Origin of the sequence: Streptomyces paromomycinus, from assembly GCF_003865155.1 — a bacterium.
Taxonomy (GTDB): domain Bacteria; phylum Actinomycetota; class Actinomycetes; order Streptomycetales; family Streptomycetaceae; genus Streptomyces; species Streptomyces chrestomyceticus.
On record NZ_BHZD01000001.1, the window covers coordinates 3,288,695 to 3,310,989 of the forward strand.

Below are 22,295 nucleotides of genomic sequence, written 5' to 3' on the forward strand. Positions count from 1 at the left end.
GACCTCTTGACCGTAGGTCTGGACCTTTTTACGCTCCCTTCACATCTTTGCGGTGAGCGCGCCCCACAGCGCTCACCGGGCGGCGCAGGTTCCCCCACCTCCACCCCCTTACCTGGGAGCATCCGTGACACCCGGAACCCTGACACGCACCACCCACGCCCGACGAAGAGCCCTCGCGGCCCTCACCGCACTCCTCCTCCCCGTGGCGGCGCTCATCGGCCTCGGCGCCACCCCCGCGCACGCCGCCGAGTCGGCGACCGCCACGTACACCAAGGTCTCCGACTGGGGCACCGGCTTCCAGGGACAGTGGACGGTGAAGAACACCGGCACCACCACCCTCAACGGCTGGACCGTCGAGTGGGACTTCCCCGCCGGCACCACCGTCGGCTCCGCCTGGGACGCCCAGGTCAGCGGCGCGAACGGGCACTACACGGCCAAGAACGTCAACTGGAACGGCACCATCACCCCCGGCGCCTCGGTCAGCTTCGGCTTCATCGGCACCGGCTCCGGCGGCGGCGAGGTGAGCGGCTGCAAGCTCAACGGCGGCCCCTGCGACGGGGCGCAGCCCGGAGACACCCCGCCGTCCGCGCCCGGCAAGCCGGTGGCCGGTGACGTCACCGACACCTCCGTACGGCTGACCTGGACCGCCGCCACCGACGACAAGGGCGTCAAGAACTACGACATCCTGCGCGACGGCACCAAGGTCGCCACCGTCGAGAAGCTCGCCTACACCGACAGCGGCCTGACGAAGGACACCTCGTACACCTACACCGTCGTCGCCCGCGACACCGCCGACCAGACCGGCCCCGCCAGCGAGCCCACCACCGTCCGCACCACCGGCGGCGGACAGCCCGGTGACAACCCGCCGTCCGCGCCCGGCAAGCCGGTGGCGGGCGACGTCACCGACACCTCCGTACGGCTGACCTGGACCGCCGCCACCGACGACAAGGGCGTCAAGAACTACGACGTGCTGCGGGACGGCACGAAGGTCGCCACGGTCGAGAAGCTGGCCTACACCGACAGCGGCCTGACCAAGGGCACCGAGTACACCTACACCGTCGTCGCCCGCGACACGGCCGACCAGACCGGCCCGGCCAGCGCCGCCACGACCGTCCGCACCACCGGCGGCGGACAGCAGCCCGTCGACGCGGTCAAGCTGGGGTACTTCACCGAGTGGGGCGTCTACGACCGCAACTACCACGTGAAGAACCTGGTCACCTCGGGCTCCGCGAGCAAGCTGACGCACATCAACTACGCGTTCGGCAACGTCCAGGGCGGCAAGTGCACCATCGGTGACGCCTACGCGGCCACCGACAAGGCGTACACCGCCGACCAGAGCGTGGACGGCGTCGCCGACACCTGGGACCAGCCGCTGCGCGGCAACTTCAACCAGCTCAAGAAGCTCAAGGCGAAGTACCCGAACATCAAGCTCCTGTGGTCCTTCGGCGGCTGGACCTGGTCCGGCGGCTTCACCGACGCCGTCAAGAACCCGGCGGCCTTCGCCGACTCCTGCTACCAGCTGGTCAACGACCCGCGCTGGGCCGGCCTCTTCGACGGCATCGACCTGGACTGGGAATACCCCAACGCCTGCGGCCTGACCTGCGACACCAGCGGCCCGGCGGCCTTCAGCACCATGATGAAGGCGTTCCGCGACAAGTTCGGCAAGCAGCTGGTCACCGCCGCGATCACCGCCGACGGATCGGACGGCGGCAAGATCGACGCGGCCGACTACGGCGGCGGCGCGCAGTACGCCGACTGGTACAACGTCATGACGTACGACTTCTTCGGTGCCTGGGACAAGACCGGCCCCACCGCCCCCCACTCGCCCCTGACGTCCTACCCCGGCCTGCCCAAGCAGGGCTTCACCACCGACGCGGCCCTGCAGAAGCTCAAGGCCAAGGGCGTCCCCGCGAAGAAGCTGCTGATCGGCATCGGCTTCTACGGACGCGGCTGGACCGGCGTCACCCAGGACGCCCCCGGCGGCACCGCCACCGGACCGGCCCCCGGCAAGTACGAGGCGGGCATCGAGGACTACAAGATCCTCAAGGCGAGCTGCCCGTCCACCGGCACCGTCGCCGGCACCGCCTACGCCCGCTGCGGCAGCAACTGGTGGAGCTACGACACTCCCGCGACCATCGTCGGCAAGATGAACTACGCCAAGCAGCAGGGACTGGGCGGCGCGTTCTTCTGGGAGTTCAGCGGTGACACGGCCAACGGCGAACTGATGACCGCCATCGACAGCGGCCTGAAGTAACCCGGCTCACCACCCCGGACCGGCCGGGAAGGCGGCGTCGCCCCCGCCTTCCCGGCCTTCGGCGTGCGGAAAGACGGCAAAGACGAAAGCCGTAGCCCATCCGGGCTACGCCACATTCACTCTCCCCCAGACTTCGTCCGGGGGCACCCCCGACCAATGAGCCCCTTTTATCTAATTTATCTAAGCCACATTGACTCGTTGCCCAGGAGGTGCCGCCTCCAGCCACGCCAGGAAACCCGTCAGGGCGTCCTCGCTCATGGCCAGCTCCAGCCTCGTACCGCGGTGGCGGCAGGCGAGCACGACCGAGTCGGAGAGCAGCGCCAGCTCTTCCTCGCCCTGCGGGGTGCGGCGCTCCAGCACCTCGATGGCGAAGCGTTCCAGTTGGCGGCGGGGGCGGGGCGCGTAGGAGAAGACGCGGAACCACTCCACCCGGTCACCGTTGTAGCGGGCGACCCCGTAGATCCAGCCTTTGCCGCTGGGCTCGGCCTCTTCCTCGGGCACGTTCCAGCGCAGGCTGCAGTCGAAGGTGCCGCCGGAACGCTGGATGAGCCGTCGCCGTAGACCGAAGACGAAGAGCCCCAGCAGCACCAGTACGACGACCGCGCCGCTCACGAGCAGAGCGAGGACCATCCGAACCGACCTCCTCGCCTCGATGGGGGTACCCGCGCGCCGGTTCGGGCGCGAGGGGGAAAACGCACCTGCATTGCCTCAGCCGCGGACCGCCCTGGAGGATTCCAGCGCAGCCCGCGGCTGAGGGACGAACTCGTCGGTGGAGGGCTTCAGTGCACGCCCGCCACCGCACGCAGCCGGACATCGGCGCGGCGCTCGGCGGCCGCGTCGGCCTCCGACTTCGCCCGCTCCAAGGCCCGCTCCGCGCGCTGGACATCGATCTCGTCGGACAGCTCGGCGATCTCCGCGAGCAGAGACAGCTTGTTGTCGGCGAACGAGATGAAGCCGCCGTGCACGGCGGCGACGACGGTGCCGTCCCCGTCCTCGCCGGTCGTACGAATCGTCACCGGACCGGACTCCAGCACGCCGAGCAGCGGCTGGTGCCCCGGCATGACGCCGATGTCGCCCGACGAGGTGCGCGCGACGACCAGGCTGGCCTCGCCCGACCAGACCTGACGGTCGGCGGCGACCAACTCGACGTGCAGCTCAGCCACGATGGCTCCTCGGGTCTCCACCTGCCGGGTACGGCAGATGTTGGGTCAAATACTAGTGGTCGTACGGACCGGGGGCGGCCAGGGCCGCCCCCGGAACGCGCCGGGCCTCAGGAGACGCCCAGCTCCTTGGCGTTCGCCTTCAGGTCCTCAAGGCCACCGCACATGAAGAACGCCTGCTCGGGGAAGTGGTCGTACTCACCGTCGGCGATCGCGTTGAACGCCGCGATGGACTCGTCCAGCGACACGTCCGAGCCGTCGACACCGGTGAACTGCTTCGCCACGTGGGTGTTCTGCGACAGGAAGCGCTCGATGCGGCGGGCGCGGTGGACGGTGAGCTTGTCCTCCTCGCCCAGCTCGTCGATACCGAGGATCGCGATGATGTCCTGCAGGTCCTTGTACTTCTGCAGGATCGTCTTGACCCGCGAGGCACAGCTGTAGTGGTCCTGCGAGATGTAGCGCGGGTCCAGGATGCGGGACGTCGAGTCCAGCGGGTCCACCGCCGGGTAGATGCCCTTCTCCGAGATCGGACGCGACAGAACGGTGGTCGCGTCCAGGTGGGCGAAGGTGGTGGCCGGCGCCGGGTCGGTCAGGTCGTCCGCGGGGACGTAGATCGCCTGCATCGAGGTGATCGAGTGACCACGGGTCGAGGTGATGCGCTCCTGGAGGAGACCCATCTCGTCCGCCAGGTTCGGCTGGTAACCCACCGCGGACGGCATACGGCCGAGCAGGGTGGACACCTCGGAACCCGCCTGGGTGTACCGGAAGATGTTGTCGATGAAGAAGAGGACGTCCTGCTTCTGGACGTCACGGAAGTACTCCGCCATCGTCAGACCGGCCAGCGCGACCCGCAGACGGGTGCCCGGGGGCTCGTCCATCTGGCCGAAGACCAGCGCGGTCTTGTCGATGACGCCGGAGTCCGTCATCTCCTCGATCAGGTCGTTGCCCTCACGGGTGCGCTCACCGACACCGGCGAACACCGACACACCGTCGTGGTTGTTGGCCACGCGGTAGATCATTTCCTGGATGAGGACGGTCTTGCCGACGCCCGCGCCGCCGAACAGACCGATCTTGCCGCCCTTGACGTACGGGGTCAGCAGGTCGATGACCTTGACGCCGGTCTCGAACATCTCGGTCTTGGACTCCAGCTGGTCGAAGCTGGGGGCCTTGCGGTGGATCGGCCAGCGCTCGTTGACCTCGACCGTGGCCGGGTCCACGTTCAGGATCTCGCCGAGGGTGTTGAAGACCTTGCCCTTGGTGACGTCACCGACGGGCACGGTGATGCCCGCGCCGGTGTCGGTCACCGTGGCCTGGCGGACCAGACCGTCGGTGGGCTGCATGGAGATGGCGCGGACCAGGCCGTCGCCCAGGTGCTGCGCGACCTCCAGGGTCAGCGTCTTGAGCTTGCCCTCTTCGGCCGGGTCGGCGACCTCGACGTGCAGCGCGTTGTAGATGTCCGGCATCGCGTCGACGGGGAACTCCACGTCGACGACCGGGCCGATGACCCGCGCGACGCGGCCCGTCGCCGTGGCCGTCTCAACAGTGGTGGTCATAGTTGTCAGTCACTCCCCGCGGTCGCGTCGGCCAGTGCGCTCGCGCCACCGACGATCTCGCTGATTTCCTGGGTGATTTCGGCCTGGCGGGCCGCGTTGGCAAGCCGCGAGAGCGACTTGATGAGTTCTTCCGCGTTGTCGGTCGCCGACTTCATCGCGCGCCGCGTGGCGGCGTGCTTGGAGGCGGCGGCCTGGAGCAGCGCGTTGTAGATGCGCGACTCCACGTACCGCGGCAGCAGGGCGTCCAGGACGTCCTCCGCCGACGGCTCGAAGTCGAACAGCGGCAGGATCTCGCCCTTGGACGGCTCCTGCGCCTCCTCGGCCGTCTTTCCGAGGCTGAGCGGCAGCAGCCGGTTGTCCACCGGCGTCTGCGTCATCATCGAGACGAACTCGGTGTAGACGATGTGCAGCTCGTCCACGCCGCCCTCGGCCGTGTCCTGCTGGACGGCGGCGATCAGCGGCCCGGCGACGGCCTTGGCGTCCGCGTACGTCGGGCTGTCGGTGAAGCCGGTCCACGACTCCGTGACCTTGCGCTCACGGAAGCCGTAGTACGAGACACCCTTGCGGCCGACGATGTAGGTGTCGACCTCCTTGCCCTCGGCCTTGAGCCGCTCGGTGAGCTGCTCGGCGGCCTTGATGGCGTTGGAGGAGTAGCCGCCGGCCAGACCGCGGTCGCTCGTGATGAGCAGCACCGCGGCCCGGGTGGGCTTGTCCACCTCGGTCGTCAGGGCGTGCTTGGTGTTCGAACCGGTGGCAACCGCCGTCACCGCGCGGGTGAGTTCACTCGCGTACGGCGTCGATGCCGCCACCTGGCGCTGCGCCTTGACGATGCGCGAGGCGGCGATCATCTCCATCGCCTTGGTGATCTTCTTGGTCGCGGTGACGGAGCGGATGCGACGCTTGTAGACCCGGAGCTTGGCTCCCATGGATCAGGTCCCTTCCGTCGTCACTTGCTCGTGCTGACCGGAGCGTCCTCACCGAGAAGCTTGCCGTCCGAGGTCTCGAACTGCTGCTTGAAGGTGGCGACGGTGTCGGCGAGCGCCTGAATGGTGTCGTCGGACATCTTGGCGCCCTCGGCGATGCTGGTGAGCAGCTCCTTCTTCTCGCGGCCCATCCAATCCAGCAGCTCGCGCTCGAAGCGGCGGATGTCCTGGACCGGGACGTCGTCCATCTTGCCGGTGGTACCGGCCCAGATGGAGACGACCTGCTCCTCGACGGGCATCGGCTGGTACTGGCCCTGCTTGAGCAGCTCGGTCATGCGCTGACCACGGGCGAGCTGCGCCTTGGAGGCCGCGTCCAGGTCGGAACCGAAGGCGGCGAACGCCTCCAGCTCACGGAACTGGGCGAGGTCCACGCGGAGCCGGCCGGAGACCTGGCGCATGGCCTTGTGCTGGGCGGAGCCACCCACACGGGAGACGGAGATACCGACGTTCAGCGCCGGGCGCTGGCCCGCGTTGAACAGGTCGGACTCCAGGAAGCACTGGCCGTCGGTGATGGAGATGACGTTGGTCGGGATGAACGCCGACACGTCGTTCGCCTTGGTCTCGACGATCGGCAGACCCGTCATCGAGCCGGCGCCGAGGTCGTCGGAGAGCTTCGCGCAGCGCTCCAGCAGGCGGGAGTGCAGGTAGAAGACGTCACCCGGGTACGCCTCACGGCCCGGCGGGCGGCGCAGCAGCAGGGACACGGCGCGGTAGGCGTCGGCCTGCTTCGAGAGGTCGTCGAAGATGATCAGGACGTGCTTGCCCTGGTACATCCAGTGCTGGCCGATGGCCGAGCCGGTGTAGGGCGCCAGGTACTTGAAGCCCGCCGGGTCGGACGCCGGGGCGGCGACGATGGTCGTGTACTCCAGGGCACCGGCCTCCTCCAGCGCGCCGCGCACGGACGCGATGGTGGAGCCCTTCTGGCCGATGGCGACGTAGATGCAGCGGACCTGCTTCTTCGGGTCGCCGGAGCGCCAGTTGTCGCGCTGGTTGATGATCGTGTCGACGGCCAGGGCGGTCTTGCCCGTCTGGCGGTCGCCGATGATCAGCTGACGCTGGCCACGGCCGATCGGCACCATCGAGTCGACGGCCTTGTAGCCGGTCTGCATCGGCTCGTGGACCGACTTGCGGACCATGACGCCCGGAGCCTGGAGCTCCAGGGCGCGGCGGCCCTCGGACTCGATCTCGCCGAGGCCGTCGACCGGGTTGCCCAGCGGGTCGACGACGCGGCCGAGGTAGCCCTCGCCCACGGCGACCGAGAGCACCTCACCGGTGCGGCGCACCGGCTGGCCCTCCTCGATACCGCTGAACTCGCCGAGGACGACCGCACCGATCTCGCGCTCTTCCAGGTTCAGCGCGAGGCCGAGGGTGCCGTCCTCGAACTTCAGCAGCTCGTTCGCCATCGCCGAGGGAAGACCCTCGACCTTCGCGATGCCGTCACCGGCCTCGCTGACCGTCCCGACCTCCTCGCGCGAGGCCGCGTCCGGCTTGTACGCCTGGACGAAGTTCTCCAGCGCGTCCCGGATCTCCTCCGGCCGGATCGTGAGCTCCGCCATCTGGGTTCCCTGCTCTCCTTGTTGGGCCCGTCGTCGTTTACGGGGGTCATGCACGTCCCCCCGCCGCAGGCAGGGGCGGTTGCCCCCGTGATGTCACTGCGTCCACGGCCCAACTCGGGCCGCCGTACTACTTCTTGAGTTGGTGGGTGGGTCAGCCGGCCATCCGCCGGGACGCCTCTTCGAGACGTGCGGCGATGCTGCCGTTGATGACCTCGTCGCCGATCCGGACCTGGACTCCGCCGAGGACCTCGGGGTCCACGTCGAGGTTCAGGTGGACCTGCCGTCCGTACACCGCCGCCAGGGCCGCGCCGAGGCGCTGCCGCTGGGTGTCGCTGAGCGGCACCGCGGAGGTGACCACCGCGACCATGCGGTCCCGGCGCGCCGCGGCCAGCTTGGACAGGGCGTTCAGCCCTGCTTCCAGGCTACGGCCCCGCGGCTGTGCGACAAGCCGGACCACGATGCGCTCGGTGACCGGGTCGGCCCGGCCGCCCAGCAGCGAGCGCAGCAGCTCGGCCTTGGCCGGGCCCTGCGTGGTGCGGTCGGTCAGTGCCGCGCGCAGTTCGTGCGACGAGGCGACGATCCGGTCGAACCGGAACAGCTCGTCCTCGACGTCGTCGAGGGCGCCCGCCCGCTGCGCCGCGACGAGGTCGGCGCCGTACGCCAGCTCCTCGGTCGCGTCCGCCAGGTCGCGCGAGCGCGACCAGCGGGAGCGGACCATGCCGGAGAGCAGGTCGACGGTCTCGCCGCCGACCTGGCCGCCGAACAGGCGCCCGGCCAGCTCGGCCTTGGCCTCGCCGGCCTGCGCCGGGTCGGTGAGGACCCGACGCAGCGACACCTCGCGGTCGAGCAGAGCGGTGACGGCAGCCAGCTCCTCGGCGAGCTTCGCGGCGTCGACGGCGGTGTTGTCCGTCAGCGCGTCGAGCTGCTCGCGTGCGGAGGCGAGTGCCTCGCGGCTCGCTCCGTTCATCGGCCGGCCTCTGCCTTCGTCGAGTCCGACGCCGCCTTGGCCTCAAGCTCGTCGAGGAAGCGGTCGATGGTCCGGCTCTGGCGGGCGTGGTCCTCCAGGGACTCGCCGACCAGCTTGCCCGCCAGCTCCGTGGCGAGCTTGCCCACGTCCTGGCGCAGCGACTGCGCGGCCTGCTTGCGGTCCGCCTCGATCTGCGCGTGGCCGGCCGCGATGATCTCCTCGCGCTGCCGCTGGCCCTCGGCACGCATCTCGGCGATCAGGGTCGCTCCCTGCTCCTGCGCCTCCTGGCGCAGCCGGGCGGCCTCGTGGCGCGCGTCGGCGAGCTGGGACCGGTAGTCCTCCAGGACCTGCTGGGCTTCGGCCTGTAGGGCCTCCGCCTTCTCGATACCGCCTTCGATCTGCTCGCGGCGCTCGTCCAGAACCTTGTTCACGTTCGGGAGGAGCTTCTTGGCGAGGAAGCCGAAGACGATGAAGAAAGCGACCAGGCCGATGACCAGCTCTGGAATCGGCGGGACGAGGGGGTTCTCCGGAACCTCCGCCGCCATGTTCACCAGGGCGCTCACATCAATGCCTTCCGTCTAAGTGGCGTCGTCGATCGGTCCGTGATCAGGCCGACGGGTACGCGTAACCCATGACGATGCCGATGAGGGCGAGCGCCTCGCAGAAGGCGAAGCCCATGATCTGGTTGGTGCGGATCAGGCCGGCGGCCTCGGGCTGACGGGCCAGGGCCTGGGTGCCGTTACCGAAGATGATGCCGACGCCGACGCCGGGGCCGATGGCGGCGAGGCCGTAGCCGATCGAAGCGACGTTGCCAGTGAGGCCGGCGGCGAGTTCGAGAGTCGCGGACATGCCGTGTCTTCCTTCTCTTTCATGGACCGGTGGGGGTTGGCCACCGGACGTCTGGTGGGACTGCTGGGTTCCTGGGGGCTCAGTGGTGCTCGGCGAGCGCGCCCTGGATGTAGTTACAGGCCAGGAGCACGAAGATGTACGCCTGAATGGCCTGGATGAAGAGCTCGAAGGCCGTCATCACGATGGTCATGACGAACGAGACGCCCGCGTAGGCGATGCCGATGCCGTTCAGCAGGTACCAGCTGGCGACGGTGAACATCAGGATGAGCATGTGGCCCGCGAACATGTTCGCGAACAGCCGGACCGCGTGCGTGAAGGGCCGGATGATCAGGTGCTGCAGCAGTTCCAGGAACATGATCAGCGGGAGGACCCAGCCGAGCGACTTGTCGTAGCCGGTGAGGTTCTTCAGACCGCCGACGAAGCCCTGCCTCTTGAACGTCAGCACGAGCCAGGTGATGTAGACCACCAGGGCCAGACCCATGGGGAACGCGATGACCGATGTCACCGGGAACTGGGCGACCGGGATGATCGACCAGAGGTTCATGATCCACACGAAGAAGAACAGCGCGACCATGAAGGGGACGAACTTCTCGCCCTCCTTCTTGCCGAGCGCGTCGTAGACGAGCCCGCGGCGCACGAAGTCGTAACCCGCCTCACCGATCATCTGCAGCTTGCCGGGCACCACCTTGGCGCGGCCGAAGGCGGCCCAGAAGAACGCCACGATGATCACCGTGCTGACCAGGGCCAGCAGCATCGGCTTGTTGAACTCGTAGCCACCGATGGTGAAAAGGGGCTCGAAGACGAACGAATGAAGGCCCGGGGCCTCGAAGCCACACCCCGGGATGAAGAGGTGGCACTCCGTGTCGAGGGCGAGCATCGTTTCAGCACTCACCGCGAGCTCCTTCAGCGTGGCGCATGGGTACGGCAACCTCGTTGTGTCGGCGCGGCATTGAGCCACGGTGCGGCACTGGACTGGTCTTACGGATTGGGGGGCGGCTGATCGGCGCGGGGCCGGATCGGGTCACAGGCATCGGCCGGACGTGCAACAGGTTCCCTGACTCGGAACCTGGAGGCTCAGCCGCCTGCGCCGACTGCGCCGCAGTTGGCACCGGACGATAGCAGGCTCTCGCGTGGGCTTTTATTCCGGCCCTACGTCTCACGTCCGCGACCCCGTGGTTTCCGCCTTCTTCGCGTCGGCGGATTCGGGATTCACGTAGAGAACCTTTGCCTTCATATAGCTGCGGGCCTGGAAGGCGATCCACACCAGGACGGTCGCGAGCAGCGTGAAGGCGAACGCCCTGACATTGAAGAGCGTGGTGTCCTTGAAGACGATCATGAAGACCGCGACCGCCAGGATCTGCACCGCGTACAGCAGCAGTCCCATCATCTGGAACAGATCCGGGAGGCGCTTGGCGGTCTGCTGGAGAACCACCAGACCCGACCCCATCAGCAGCAGCACCAGCGCCGTTCCGATGGCAGCACCGATCGCGCCCTGCCCGCCCGCGACCACAGCGCTGATCACGACGCCGACGGCGCCGGTGGCAAGCGAGGGTACGGAGACATTGGCAAGTAGGCGGGCGTCAGTGGACTGCATGGCGGCGCTCCGGCAAAAAATGGGGGTGGTGTCGTCAAGGACGAGCGTAGACCCGGCCTGAGGGAGAACCTGAGGCCGAAAGACCGTCGCACTTCGGTCCTTCGGCTCTGTCGCCGGGTTTCGTGAACGGTATCACAAACTATTTGATGAGGTCTTTACCTGCTCGGTGTGCTACCCGTCACACGTGAGCAGTAATCCGCGCGTTGGAGCGCGACACGGCGGCAGTTCGTCTGCTATGTAGCCCAATGGGGGGATTTTCGAGCGTCGCTCGTACGAGCGAAAACGCGTCTCAGCGATGACTTCCGGCCTTACGCCGGTCCGTGAACCGCGACCGGTCACCGATCGCGGTGGCCCCGTTGACGCCCGCCGGCACCGGCCGCCGCTCCCGCTCCGGAGCGCCCTCGCCGTCCGCCGTCCGTCCCCCGTCCAGCTGCCCGGCCTCGTCGACCGCCGCGCTCTCCTCGGCGGCCGCCGCGACGGCCGCCGCCTGCACGCTGCGCCGGTACCGCGGCGGCACCATCCACTCCATCCAGCGCGGCGCCCGCGGCGTGAAGCGCGGCAGCAGCAGGAGGACCAGCCCGATCGCGCTCAGCAGCACGATGCCCATCACGACCCACACGCTCGCGTTGTTGACCGAGTACGCCACGGCGCCAAAGGCGATCAGCGCGGACCAGAAGTACATGATCAGGACAGCGCGGCTGTGCGAATGGCCGATCTCCAGCAGCCGGTGGTGCAGGTGCCCGCGGTCGGCGGCGAACGGCGACTGGCCCTTCCACGTTCGGCGCACGATGGCCAGCACCAGGTCGGCGACCGGCACCGCGATGATCGTCAGAGGCAGCAGCAGCGGGATGTAGACCGGCACCATCGCGTGGGTGGCCTCGCGGACGCTGCCCGCCTTCAGGTTGAGCAGATCCGGGTCGACCTGGCCGGTCACCGAGACCGCGCCGGCCGCCATGACCAGCCCGATCAGCATCGATCCCGAGTCGCCCATGAAGATCCGCGCCGGGTGCATGTTGTGCGGCAGGAAGCCCAGGCACATGCCCATCAGGACGACCGAGAACAGCGTCGCGGGCGCGGCGGCCTCGATGCCGTACCCGAACCACATCCGGTACGCGTACATGAAGAACGCCGCGGCGGCGATGCACACCATCCCGGACGCGAGCCCGTCGAGGCCGTCCACGAAGTTGACGGCGTTGATGGTGATGACGACCAGAGCCACCGTCAGGAGCGTGCCCTGCCACGGGCTCAGCGAGACCGTGCCGATGCCCGGCACCGGGATCCACAGGATCGTCAGGCCCTGAAGGACCATCACACCGGCGGCGATCATCTGCCCGCCGAGCTTGACCAGCGCGTCCACGCCCCACTTGTCGTCCAGCACGCCCAGCACCCAGATCAACGCGGCGCCCGACAGCAGTGCGCGCGGCTCGTTGGAGTGCTCGAAGACGGACTTGAGGTTGGTGAGATGGGCCGCGACCAGCAGGCCCGCGCACAGCCCGCCGAACATGGCGATGCCGCCGAGGCGCGGGGTGGGTTCGCGGTGCACGTCGCGCGCGCGGATCTCCGGCATCGCGCCGGCCGCGATGGCGAATTTCCGTACCGGCCCGGTCAGCAGGTAAGTGACCGCGGCCGTGACGCACAGCGTCAGCAGGTATTCACGCACGGGCTGCCCCATTGGTATCGCTGGCCATCACAGCCACACACCATATGCGTGTCCGCCCCCTATCCGTGAACGTAAGGGAAGACAACCCCGCCCCACGCATGGTTCCAGAGCTCACCCAGGATGGGGATATGGGGGAAAGCGCCGGACCAATGCCACGGTCGCCGCGCGGGCGCCCGGGTCCTCCCGTACGGCCGCCGCGATCAGCGCGCCGACCCGCACCGCCTCGTCCTCGCCCATGCCCTGGGTGGTCAGCGCGGCGGCGCCCATCCGCAGCCCTGGGCGGCGTCCTGACGGGTCCTCGGGGCACGGCAGGGCACAGGTGTCCAGCACGATGCCAGCGGCCGCGCAACGCCCCCTGGCCGTACGGGCGTCCGCCCCCAGCGGTGCCGGGTCGGCGGTGATCAGGTGGGTGTCCGTACCGCCGGTGGTGACCGGCAGGCCCTCCTCGGCCAGCGAGCCGGCCAGCGCCCGCGCGTTGGCGACGACCTGGCGCGCGTAAGCGGCGAAGGCGTCGGTGGCGGCCTCGCCGAACGCGACGGCCTTCGCGGCGACCGCGTTCATCTGGGCACCGCCCTGGGTGAACGGGAAGACCGCCCGGTCGATGCGCTCGGCCAGCTCGGCACCGCACAGGATCATGCCGCCCCGGGGGCCGCGCAGCACCTTGTGGGTGGTCGCGCACACCACGTCCGCGTACGGCACCGGACTGGGCGCCAGGCCCGCGGCGACCAGCCCGATGGGGTGGGCGGCGTCCGCGACGAGGTACGCGCCCACCTCGTCGGCGATCTCCCGGAAGACGGCGTAGTCCAGATGCCGCGGATAGCAGATCGAACCGCAGACGATGGCCTTGGGCCGGTGCCGGCGGGCCAGCGCGCGCACCTCGTCGTAGTCCAGCAGGCCGGTGTGCGGGTCGACGCCGTACCCGGCGAAGTCGAACCAGCGGCCGGAGAAATTGGCCGGGGAACCGTGCGTCAGATGCCCGCCGTGCGGCAGCGCCATGGCCAGGACGGTGTCGCCCGGGCGCAGCAGGGCCGCGTACGCGGCCAGCACGGCCGAGGACCCGGAGTGCGGCTGGACGTTGGCGTGCTCGGCGCCGAACAGGGCCTTGGCACGTTCCACGGCGAGCCGCTCGGCGAGATCCACGACCTCGCACCCGCCGTGGTGCCGGGCACCCGGATAGCCCTCGGCGTACTTGTTGGCGAGCGGGGAGCCCAGGGCGGCCAGCACGGCCCGGGAGGCGAAGTTCTCGGCGGCGACGAGCTGCAGCCCGTCCCCCTGCCGGGCGGCCTCGGCGAGCAGCACCCCGGCGATCTCGGGGTCCTGCTCCAGCAGCCCCGCGAAGTCGGGCGTCCAGGCGGGCGGCGTGTACCCGCCGGGTCCCGCCCCTGCCCCGGCCGCCTCCCTACGGGCAGCCGTGATGTCGCTCCGGGATGACGTGGTGGTGGCGGGCATGGCGCGCTCCGGACCTCGGACGGGGACGTGGGTCCAATGTAGGCGCGCGGCGGGGCGGGGGCGCGGTGGAGGGAGCTGGTGGGGGTGGGGGCGGGCGGGACGGGGTGGGGCCGCTTGCCTACGAGGGGCCGCTCGCCCACGAGGGGGCCGCCCGCCTACGGTGGAGCCGCCCGCCCACGACGGAGCCGCTCGCCATACGGGGCGCTCACCCACATCCCCCCACCGGGGGCCTACCCAGGCGCAACCGCGCCGAAGCTCACGCGTCCGGGTCGGGACGGGGGTCAGGATGCTCCACGCCAAGCCGGGGCGGGATCAGGCCGCTCGCCATACGGGGCGACCGCACACGCTTCCCCACCGGGGGCCTACCCAAGCGCAGCCACGCCGAAGCCCGCGCGGCCGAGCCGGGCCGGGGCCGCTCGCCCTACGACGGAGCCGCTCGCCCTACGACGGGGCCGCTCGCCTACGGCGGGGCCGCTCGCCTACGGCGGGACCGCTCGCCTACGGCGGGACCGCTCGCCATACGGGGCGCTCGCACACGCTCCCCCACCGGGGGCCTACCCAGAGCCGGCCGGAACGAAGCCACCGCCCCCAACGCCCCTGACAACCCTCCCCCGCCCCAACGCCCCTGACAGCCCTCCCCCGGCCCCAGGAGCCCCGCCCCCGCCCAGCACCTCAGGCCCGCGCCGGAACCCCCGTCAGCGCCGTCACGACGGGGTCCAGGGCCTGGTTGATCTCGTCGCCGATGGAGCGGAAGAACGTGATGGGCGCGCCGTACGGGTCGTAGACCTCGTCGGCCTCCGGGTTCGGTGCCAGCAGCCAGCCGCGCAGCGCCGCCGCGGCGCCGACCAGGGCGCGGGCGCGTTCGACCAGCCCGCCGCCGGGCAGCGCCGGGTCGGGCTCGGGGAGCGTGGCCGGGTCTATGGCCCGTACGAGGCGGTTGAACTCCTTCAGGGTGAAGGTGCGCAGGCCCGCCGAGTGGCCCATGGAGATGACCTGGGCGCGGTGGTCGCGGGTGGCGGTCAGCACCAGGTCGGCGCGGATGACGTGCTCGTCCAGCAGCTCACGGCCGGTGAAGTCGGCCGGATCCGCTCCGTAGTCGGCCAGAACCGTGGCGGCGTGGGTCTCCATGGGCGCGCCTTCGTGGCCCCAGGTGCCGGCGCTCTCCACGACCAGGCCGCCGCGGTCCGCGCCCAGCCGCAGGTCGAGGGCGTGCCGGTGCAGCCGCTCGGTGATGGGCGAGCGGCAGACGTTGCCGGTGCTGACGTGGAGGATGCGGAACGTGCGGAAGCTGTCCTCTCCGGGTCCCGCTATGCCACGCCCGAGGGGCGCAATCAATTCGCCACCTCAAGCCCGGGAGCCACCTTGCGCAGCTCCTCCGCGCTGATCGCGCCCTCCCGCAGCAGCAGCGGCGTCGGCCCGGTGACGTCCACGATCGAGGACGGCACGGCGGCGGGGGTCGGGCCGCCGTCCAGGTAGACGGAGACGGAGTCGCCGAGCATCTCCTGGGCCGCGTCGCAGTCCTGCGGCGACGGGTGCCCGGTGAGGTTGGCGCTGGAGACGGCCATCGGGCCGAACTCGGTCAGCAGCTCGATGGCGACCGGGTGCAGCGGCATACGGACCGCGACGGTGCCGCGGGTCTCGCCGAGGTCCCAGGTCAGCGACGGCTGGTGGGTGGCGACCAGGGTCAGCGCGCCGGGCCAGAAGGCGTCGACCAGTTCCCAGGCCTGCTCGGAGAAGTCCGTGACGAGCCCGTGGAGGGTGTTCGGGGAGCCGACGAGCACCGGGGACGGCATGCCGCGCCCGCGCCCCTTGGCCTCCAGCAGGTCACCGACGGCCTCGGCACTGAACGCGTCCGCGCCGATGCCGTAGACGGTGTCGGTCGGCAGCACGACCAGCTCGCCGCGACGGACGGCCGATGCGGCCTCGCGCAGACCGGTCGCGCGGTCGGTCGCGTCGCTGCAGTCGTATCGCCGTGCCATTTAACGGACCTCCTCGTGCGGAACGTACAGATGACTCGTGGGGGCCGGGCGCGTCATGGCGTCGCCCTGCGCGCGGTGGCGAAGCGGGGCCGGTTGTTCAGGTCGGGGTGGTCGGCCGCGTCGGCCCAGCCCCGCTCCTCGGTGAAGATCCACGGAACCTGGCCGCCCTGGGTGTCAGCGTGCTCGATGACCACGACGCCGCCGGGCCGCAGCAGGCGGTGCGCGGTCCGTTCGATGCCACGGATCGTGTCCAGGCCGTCCTGGCCCGAGAACAGCGCGAGCTCGGGGTCGTGGTCGCGTGCCTCGGGTGCGACGTACTCCCACTCGGTCAGCGGGATGTACGGCGGGTTGGAGATGACCAGGTCCACCTGGCCGTCCAGCTCGGGAAGCGCGGTCAGCGCGTCGCCCTGCTGGAGAACGACGCGGGACCCCTCGACGTTCTTGCGGGCCCACTGCATGGCCTCGTCGGACAGCTCCACGGCGTGCACCCGGGAGCGGGGCACCTCCTGCGCCAGGGCGAGCGCGATGGCTCCGGAGCCCGTGCACAGGTCCACGATGAGCGGTTCGACGACATCCATGGCCCGTACCGCGTCTATCGCCCAGCCGACGACCGACTCGGTCTCCGGGCGGGGGACGAAGACGCCGGGGCCGACGTGCAGCTCCAGGTAGCGGAAGAAGGCCCGGCCGGTGATGTGCTGGAGCGGCTCGCGGGCCTCGCGGCGGGCGACCGCCTCCCAGTAGCGGGCGTCGAAGTCCGCGTCGGGGACCCGGTGCAGTTCACCGCGCTTGACGCCGTGGACGTGGGCGGCGAGTTCCTCGGCGTCGAAGCGCGGTGAGGGTACGCCGGCGTCGGCCAGCCGCTGGGTGGCCTGGGCCACCTCGGCGAGCAGCACGGTGCGGGGGTTGGGCCCGCGGCGGGGCCGCTGGGGGTCGTGACCCCCGGAAGGCGACGGCACGCTGTTCCTCCGGCTCGTTCTACGGGCGTGGTACGGACGTTCTACGGGGCTTACTGGGCGGCGGCCAGCTTGGCGGCCGAGTCGGCGTCCACGCACGCCTGGATGACCGGATCGAGCTCGCCGTCGAGGACCTGGTCCAGGTTGTACGCCTTGAAGCCGACGCGGTGGTCCGAAATGCGGTTCTCCGGGAAGTTGTACGTCCGGATGCGCTCGGAGCGGTCGACGGTACGGACCTGGCTGCGCCTGGCGTCCGACGCCTCCTTCTCGGCCTCCTCCTGGGCGGCGGCCAGCAGCCGCGAGCGCAGGATGCGCAGGGCCTGCTCCTTGTTCTGGAGCTGGCTCTTCTCGTTCTGGCAGGAGACGACGATGCCGGTGGGCAGGTGGGTGATGCGTACGGCGGAGTCGGTGGTGTTGACCGACTGGCCGCCGGGACCCGACGAGCGGTAGACGTCGATGCGCAGGTCGTTCGGGCCGATCTCGACCTCGACCTCCTCGGCCTCGGGCGTGACGAGCACGCCGGCCGCGGAGGTGTGGATGCGGCCCTGGGACTCGGTGGCGGGCACCCGCTGCACGCGGTGCACACCGCCCTCGTACTTCAGGCGGGCCCACACGCCCTGGCCGGGCTCGGTGGCGCCGTTGCCGCCCTTGGTCTTCACGGCGACCTGGACGTCCTTGTAGCCGCCGAGGTCGGACTCGTTGGCGTCCAGGATCTCGGTCTTCCAGCCGACGCGCTCGGCGTAGCGCAGGTACATGCGCAGCAGGTCGCCGGCGAACAGCGCGGACTCCTCGCCGCCCTCGCCCGCCTTGACCTCCAGGATGACGTCCTTGTCGTCGCTGGGGTCGCGCGGCACGAGCAGCAGCCGCAGCTTCTCGGTGAGCTCCTCGCGGCGCGCTTCGAGGTCCTTGACCTCGTCGGCGAAGTCCGGGTCGTCGGCGGCCAGTTCGCGGGCCGTGTCGATGTCGTCGCCGGTCTGCTTCCAGGCGCGGTACGCCGTGATGATCGGGGTCAGCTCGAAGTAGCGCTTGTTGAGCCGCTTGGCCTCGCGCTGGTCGGCGTGGACCGCGGGATCGGCCAGTCGTTTTTCGAGGTCGGCGTGCTCGCCGATCAGTTCCTCGACCGCCTCGAACATCGTGGGGGTTCCTCACCTGGCTGTGTCTTCCGGGATCCGGGGGTTCCCGGTTGCCGGTTGCCGGCACGTGTGCGGCGGGGCCGCGGGCCCCGGGGACCTCCGGCGGGGTCCGTGGCCTGGACGACAAAACGCCGGTCCGCCGCCCCTTCGCGGGGCGAGACGGAACCGGCGCCTTGCGGGTCGCTACTTCTTGGCGGCGCCGGCGCCCTTGCCGAAGCGGGCCTCGAAGCGGGCCACACGGCCACCGGTGTCGAGGATCTTCTGCTTGCCCGTGTAGAACGGGTGGCACTCGGAGCAGATGTCGGCACGGATGGTGCCGCCGGCCACGGTGCTACGGGTGGTGAACGACGCGCCACAGGTGCAGCTGACCTGGGTCTCGACGTACTCCGGGTGGATGTCGCGCTTCAAGGGAATCTCCTAGGTTCGGGAGGGCTCCGGGTCGTTCCGCGGATTGCGTCACGTGAACCGGGGCCGACGGTCCAGTCTGCCAGGACTGGCCTCATCTCCCAAAACCGGGGGGCTCCGGATTTTGTTCCCGGGCGGCCGACGAGGCCGGGAGATGAGGTGAAGAAACGATTCCGCTACTTCACGTAGCTGTCCGTTCCACCCTTGTCACCTGCGGAATCCTTGATCGCTTCCTTGGGAATGTCCTGATCCTGGCGCAGCGCGTCCCAGACCTGCCGGGACTGCTTCTCCAGCGGCAGCACACGGGAAGGATTCTTCGGGTCGTACGTGACGGGCAGCGTCACCATGTCGATGCTGTCCGCCCCGATACCGCCCATCTCCTTGGCGAGCCCCATCAGCGCGTTGACGGAGTTCAGGTCGCTGTCGGTGGTGATGGCCTTGGTGGCGGTGTCGGCGATGCCGTAGAGCTTCGTCGGGTTGGACAGCAGCCCGATGCTCTTGACCTGCTTCAGCAGGGCCTTGATGAAGGTCTGCTGGAGCTGGATGCGGCCCAGGTCACTGCCGTCGCCGCCGGGCACGCCGTGCCGGGTCCGTACGAGGCCGAGGGCGTCCTCACCGTTGAGGGTGTGCTTGCCGGGCTCCAGGTTCAGGTGGCTCTTGTTGTCGTGGATGGGCTTGGTGGTGGTGATGTCCACGCCGCCCAGGGCGTCGATGAGCTTCTTGAAGCCGTTGAAGTCGACCTCGACGAAGTGGTCCATCCGGACGCCGCTCATCGCCTCGACGGTCTTGACCGCGCAGGCCGGGCCGCCGACCTCGAAGGCGGTGTTGAACATGGCCTTGCGCTGGCCCGGTATGTTCTTGCCGTCCTTGGTGCAGTCGGGGCGCTGGACCAGGGTGTCGCGCGGGACGCTGACGACGCTGGCCTTCTTGTGGCCCTTGAAGATGTGCACGATCATCGCGGTGTCGGAGCGGGCGCCGCCCTCGTCGGTGCCGTACTCGCCGTTCTTGCCGGCCCGGGAGTCGGAGCCCATGACGAGGATGTCCATCGACCCGTCGTCGTTGTCCTTGGGCCGGTTCTTGCCGAGGGCGGCGTTGATGTCGACGCCCTTCAGGTTGCCGTTGAGTTTGAAGTAGACGTAGCCGAGTCCGGCGCCACCGAGCAGTACGCAGCTGACCAGCGCGCACACAGTGATCGTCAGGGCGCGGCGGCGCCGGGTCGGACCCTTGCGCCGGCGGCCCGTGGCACGTATGCCGCGGGAACGGCTCTTGGCCGGGTTCGCGGCCCTGCTGTCGTCCGCCATCTGCTCCTCAGTCCTCGTTCTCTCGGCTGCCCCTCGCCGCACCGTTCAGCGTCCGGCCACGGTTTGTTGCTCCTTGAAAGACGGGGGGCAGACCGGAAGGGTTGCACAACGGGGTTGAGAGCCATTCTTAGAAACCGGCCCGCCGGAACTCCGGCCAAAAGTCGACTTTTGCCGGGGTGACCAGGTCTTTTGTCCGGGGGCGAAAAGCGGAGTGGTGGCCTCCGCGGGCGCCGCGCGTGTGCGCAAGGCAACAATCTGCGGGTTTCCGCCGACAGCACGAAGCCCTCCCGGTCACCGATGTGACCGGGAGGGCTCAGCCGTGCGGCTACGGCCGGGTCCGGCGCTTTTACGGGCGTCGGCGGGCCGTTCGTACGGGGCCGGCGTCAGTCGTTGCCGTTGCCGTTGCCCATACCGGGCGTCGTCTTCTGGATCTGGAGCAGGAACTCCGCGTTGGACTTCGTCTGCTTCATCTTGTCCAGCAGCAGCTCGATGGCCTGCTGCTGGTCCAGGGCGTGCAGCACCCGGCGCAGCTTCCAGACGACGGCCAGCTCGTCGCTGCCCATCAGGATCTCTTCCTTACGGGTGCTGGACGCGTCCACGTCCACCGCCGGGAAGATGCGCTTGTCCGAGAGCTTCCGGTCGAGCTTGAGCTCCATGTTGCCGGTGCCCTTGAACTCCTCGAAGATCACCTCGTCCATCCGCGAGCCGGTCTCGACCAGCGCGGTGGCCAGGATGGTCAGCGAGCCGCCGTCCTCGATGTTGCGCGCCGCACCGAAGAACTTCTTCGGCGGGTACAGCGCGGTGGAGTCGACACCACCGGACAGGATGCGGCCCGACGCCGGAGCGGCGAGGTTGTACGCACGGCCCAGACGCGTGATGGAGTCCAGCAGGACGACCACGTCGTGACCCAGCTCCACCAGGCGCTTGGCGCGCTCGATGGCCAGTTCGGCGACGGTGGTGTGGTCCTCGGCCGGGCGGTCGAAGGTCGAGGAGATGACCTCGCCCTTGACCGACCGCTGCATGTCGGTGACCTCTTCCGGACGCTCGTCGACCAGGACGACCATCAGGTGGCACTCGGGGCTGTTGCGGGTGATCGAGTTGGCGATCGCCTGCATGATCATGGTCTTGCCGGTCTTCGGCGGCGCCACGATCAGGCCGCGCTGCCCCTTGCCGATCGGCGCCACCAGGTCGATGATGCGCGGCGTCAGCGCGCCGGGCTCACCTTCCAGGCGCAGCCGCTCCTGCGGGTAAAGGGGCGTCAGCTTGCCGAACTCCGGGCGGCCGCGGCCCTGTTCGGGCGAGACGCTGTTGACGGTGTCCAGGCGCACCAGCGCGTTGAACTTCTCGCGGCGCTCGCCCTCGCGGGGCTGGCGGACCGCGCCGGTGACGTGGTCACCCTTGCGCAGGCCGTTCTTGCGGACCTGGGCGAGCGAGACGTACACGTCGTTCGGGCCGGGCAGGTAGCCGGAGGTCCGGATGAACGCGTAGTTGTCGAGGATGTCGAGGATGCCCGCGACGGGGATCAGCACGTCGTCGTCGGAGACCTGCGGCTCGTTGCCGAAGCCCTCGTCGCGGCCACGGCGGCCACGGCGGTCCCGGTAACGGCCGCGGCGCCCGCGGCGCCCGCCCTCGAAGTCGTCCCCGTCCTCGTCGGCCCGACGGTTGTCGCGGTTGTCGCGCTGCTGGCGGTTGCCGCCGCCCTGGTTGCCGTCGCCGCCGTCGTTGTTCTTGTTGCGGCGGTCGCGCTGGCCGCGCTCACCGCGCTCGCCCCGCTCACCGCGGCCCTGGCGGTCGCCCTTCTGGCCGCGGTCCTGGCGGTCCCCGCGGTCCTGCTGGCGGTCGCCCTTGCCCTGGCGGCCCTCGGCGCTGTCCGCGGCGGCCTCGGCCTTGGCGTCCTCGCGCTGTGCGGTGCGGGTGTCGGCCTTCGCCTCGGTCTTGGCCTCGGCCTTCGCCTCACCGGCGCTGTCGGGGCTGCCCGCGGCGGCGGTGGCGCGGCGCCGGCGGCGCTCGCCGGCCGGCTGCTCGTCGCTCGGCTGGCCCGGGATGTCGATCTGCTGCTGGCCGGCGCCCTTGTCGGCGGCCTTGGCGTCCGCCTTGCCCGCGGCCTTGGCGTCGCCCTCCTCGCCGGTACGGGCCTTGGAGGTGGCCCGGCGCTTGGGCTTGGTCTCGGTCTCTGCGGGCGCGTCGCCCTTGGCGGCGGCGCCGGAACCGGAGCCGGCGGCCTGCTTCTCCTTGATGACCTCGATCAGCTGGCTCTTGCGCATCCGCGCGGTGCCCTTGATACCGAGGCTGGAGGCGACCTGCTGCAGCTCTGCCAGGACCATGCCGTCCAGGCCGGTGCCGGAACGGCGGCGCCGCGCAGGCGCGGCGGGAGCGTCCGTGGCGGGCGCGGTGGCACTGCCATCGGTGCGTACGCCCATCAGATCGGTGGTGTCGCTCACGAAGGGTCCTTCCCTGGAGCGGGCGTCGGCCTGTCTGGCTCGGCGACCGGTTGTGCTG

Annotated in this window: 20 protein-coding genes; 1 reads left to right on the top strand and 19 read right to left on the bottom strand. The window is 69.9% G+C overall.

Annotated features, from left to right (window positions below):
* Nucleotides 1-124 precede the first annotated feature (124 nt).
* Complete coding sequence (locus tag OEIGOIKO_RS13295; RefSeq protein WP_125054231.1) at nt 125-2,254, top strand: glycoside hydrolase family 18 chitinase; 2,130 nt, start codon at nt 125-127, stop codon at nt 2,252-2,254.
* A gap of 180 nt (nt 2,255-2,434) precedes the next feature.
* Here OEIGOIKO_RS13295 and OEIGOIKO_RS13300 read toward each other — a convergent pair whose 3' ends face one another.
* The 19 genes from OEIGOIKO_RS13300 to rho all read right to left on the bottom strand — a co-directional run bounded on the left by OEIGOIKO_RS13300 (nt 2,435) and on the right by rho (nt 22,237).
* Entirely contained in the window at nt 2,435-2,884 is a 450-nt protein-coding gene (locus tag OEIGOIKO_RS13300; protein ID WP_031008108.1) for a DUF2550 domain-containing protein, read from the bottom strand.
* 149 nt (nt 2,885-3,033) lie between these two features.
* On the bottom strand, nt 3,034-3,417 hold the full coding sequence (locus tag OEIGOIKO_RS13305; protein WP_003981308.1) for a F0F1 ATP synthase subunit epsilon: 384 nt from the start codon (nt 3,415-3,417) through the stop codon (nt 3,034-3,036).
* 107 nt (nt 3,418-3,524) lie between these two features.
* Complete coding sequence (atpD, locus tag OEIGOIKO_RS13310) at nt 3,525-4,967, bottom strand: F0F1 ATP synthase subunit beta (RefSeq protein WP_125044946.1); 1,443 nt, start codon at nt 4,965-4,967, stop codon at nt 3,525-3,527.
* A 5-nt stretch (nt 4,968-4,972) separates the two neighbouring features.
* The gene (locus tag OEIGOIKO_RS13315; RefSeq protein ID WP_125054232.1) at nt 4,973-5,893 is read right to left on the bottom strand and encodes a F0F1 ATP synthase subunit gamma; all 921 of its coding nucleotides are present in this window, start codon (nt 5,891-5,893) and stop codon (nt 4,973-4,975) included.
* Nucleotides 5,894-5,913: 20 nt separating this feature from the next.
* Nucleotides 5,914-7,506: a F0F1 ATP synthase subunit alpha gene (gene atpA, locus OEIGOIKO_RS13320; protein WP_125054233.1), complete on the bottom strand. Its 1,593-nt coding sequence runs from the start codon at nt 7,504-7,506 to the stop codon at nt 5,914-5,916.
* A gap of 151 nt (nt 7,507-7,657) precedes the next feature.
* The gene (locus OEIGOIKO_RS13325; RefSeq protein ID WP_125054234.1) at nt 7,658-8,473 is read right to left on the bottom strand and encodes a F0F1 ATP synthase subunit delta; all 816 of its coding nucleotides are present in this window, start codon (nt 8,471-8,473) and stop codon (nt 7,658-7,660) included.
* Nucleotides 8,470-9,018 (bottom strand): F0F1 ATP synthase subunit B, encoded by a 549-nt coding sequence (locus OEIGOIKO_RS13330; RefSeq protein WP_371859019.1) that lies wholly within the window; start codon nt 9,016-9,018, stop codon nt 8,470-8,472. The genes OEIGOIKO_RS13325 and OEIGOIKO_RS13330 overlap by 4 nt, the downstream gene beginning before the upstream one ends.
* A 61-nt stretch (nt 9,019-9,079) precedes the next feature.
* On the bottom strand, nt 9,080-9,322 hold the full coding sequence (gene atpE, locus OEIGOIKO_RS13335; RefSeq protein WP_030595669.1) for an ATP synthase F0 subunit C: 243 nt from the start codon (nt 9,320-9,322) through the stop codon (nt 9,080-9,082).
* Between the two features lie 79 nt (nt 9,323-9,401).
* Nucleotides 9,402-10,199: a F0F1 ATP synthase subunit A gene (atpB, locus tag OEIGOIKO_RS13340; RefSeq protein ID WP_030022193.1), complete on the bottom strand. Its 798-nt coding sequence runs from the start codon at nt 10,197-10,199 to the stop codon at nt 9,402-9,404.
* 279 nt (nt 10,200-10,478) lie between these two features.
* Entirely contained in the window at nt 10,479-10,916 is a 438-nt protein-coding gene (locus OEIGOIKO_RS13345) for a hypothetical protein (protein WP_125054236.1), read from the bottom strand.
* Between the two features lie 289 nt (nt 10,917-11,205).
* Nucleotides 11,206-12,588, bottom strand: a complete 1,383-nt coding sequence (locus tag OEIGOIKO_RS13350; RefSeq protein WP_125054237.1) for an MraY family glycosyltransferase — start codon at nt 12,586-12,588, stop codon at nt 11,206-11,208.
* 99 nt (nt 12,589-12,687) lie between these two features.
* Entirely contained in the window at nt 12,688-14,025 is a 1,338-nt protein-coding gene (locus tag OEIGOIKO_RS13355) for a serine hydroxymethyltransferase (protein WP_125054238.1), read from the bottom strand.
* Between the two features lie 672 nt (nt 14,026-14,697).
* On the bottom strand, nt 14,698-15,360 hold the full coding sequence (locus tag OEIGOIKO_RS13360) for an arsenate reductase/protein-tyrosine-phosphatase family protein (protein ID WP_031011585.1): 663 nt from the start codon (nt 15,358-15,360) through the stop codon (nt 14,698-14,700).
* Nucleotides 15,357-16,004, bottom strand: coding sequence for an L-threonylcarbamoyladenylate synthase (locus OEIGOIKO_RS13365; protein WP_030017733.1), 648 nt, complete (start codon nt 16,002-16,004; stop codon nt 15,357-15,359). The genes OEIGOIKO_RS13360 and OEIGOIKO_RS13365 overlap by 4 nt, the downstream gene beginning before the upstream one ends.
* Before the next feature lie 53 nt (nt 16,005-16,057).
* On the bottom strand, nt 16,058-16,897 hold the full coding sequence (prmC, locus tag OEIGOIKO_RS13370) for a peptide chain release factor N(5)-glutamine methyltransferase (protein WP_030017734.1): 840 nt from the start codon (nt 16,895-16,897) through the stop codon (nt 16,058-16,060).
* A 113-nt stretch (nt 16,898-17,010) separates the two neighbouring features.
* Nucleotides 17,011-18,090, bottom strand: a complete 1,080-nt coding sequence (gene prfA, locus OEIGOIKO_RS13375) for a peptide chain release factor 1 (protein WP_030017735.1) — start codon at nt 18,088-18,090, stop codon at nt 17,011-17,013.
* A gap of 183 nt (nt 18,091-18,273) precedes the next feature.
* On the bottom strand, nt 18,274-18,498 hold the full coding sequence (rpmE, locus tag OEIGOIKO_RS13380) for a 50S ribosomal protein L31 (RefSeq protein WP_030017736.1): 225 nt from the start codon (nt 18,496-18,498) through the stop codon (nt 18,274-18,276).
* A gap of 173 nt (nt 18,499-18,671) precedes the next feature.
* Entirely contained in the window at nt 18,672-19,796 is a 1,125-nt protein-coding gene (locus OEIGOIKO_RS13385; RefSeq protein ID WP_125054239.1) for an LCP family protein, read from the bottom strand.
* 383 nt (nt 19,797-20,179) lie between these two features.
* A complete protein-coding gene (gene rho, locus OEIGOIKO_RS13390; protein ID WP_125054240.1) occupies nt 20,180-22,237 on the bottom strand; it encodes a transcription termination factor Rho in 2,058 nt (685 codons plus the stop codon).
* Nucleotides 22,238-22,295: the final 58 nt, after the last annotated feature.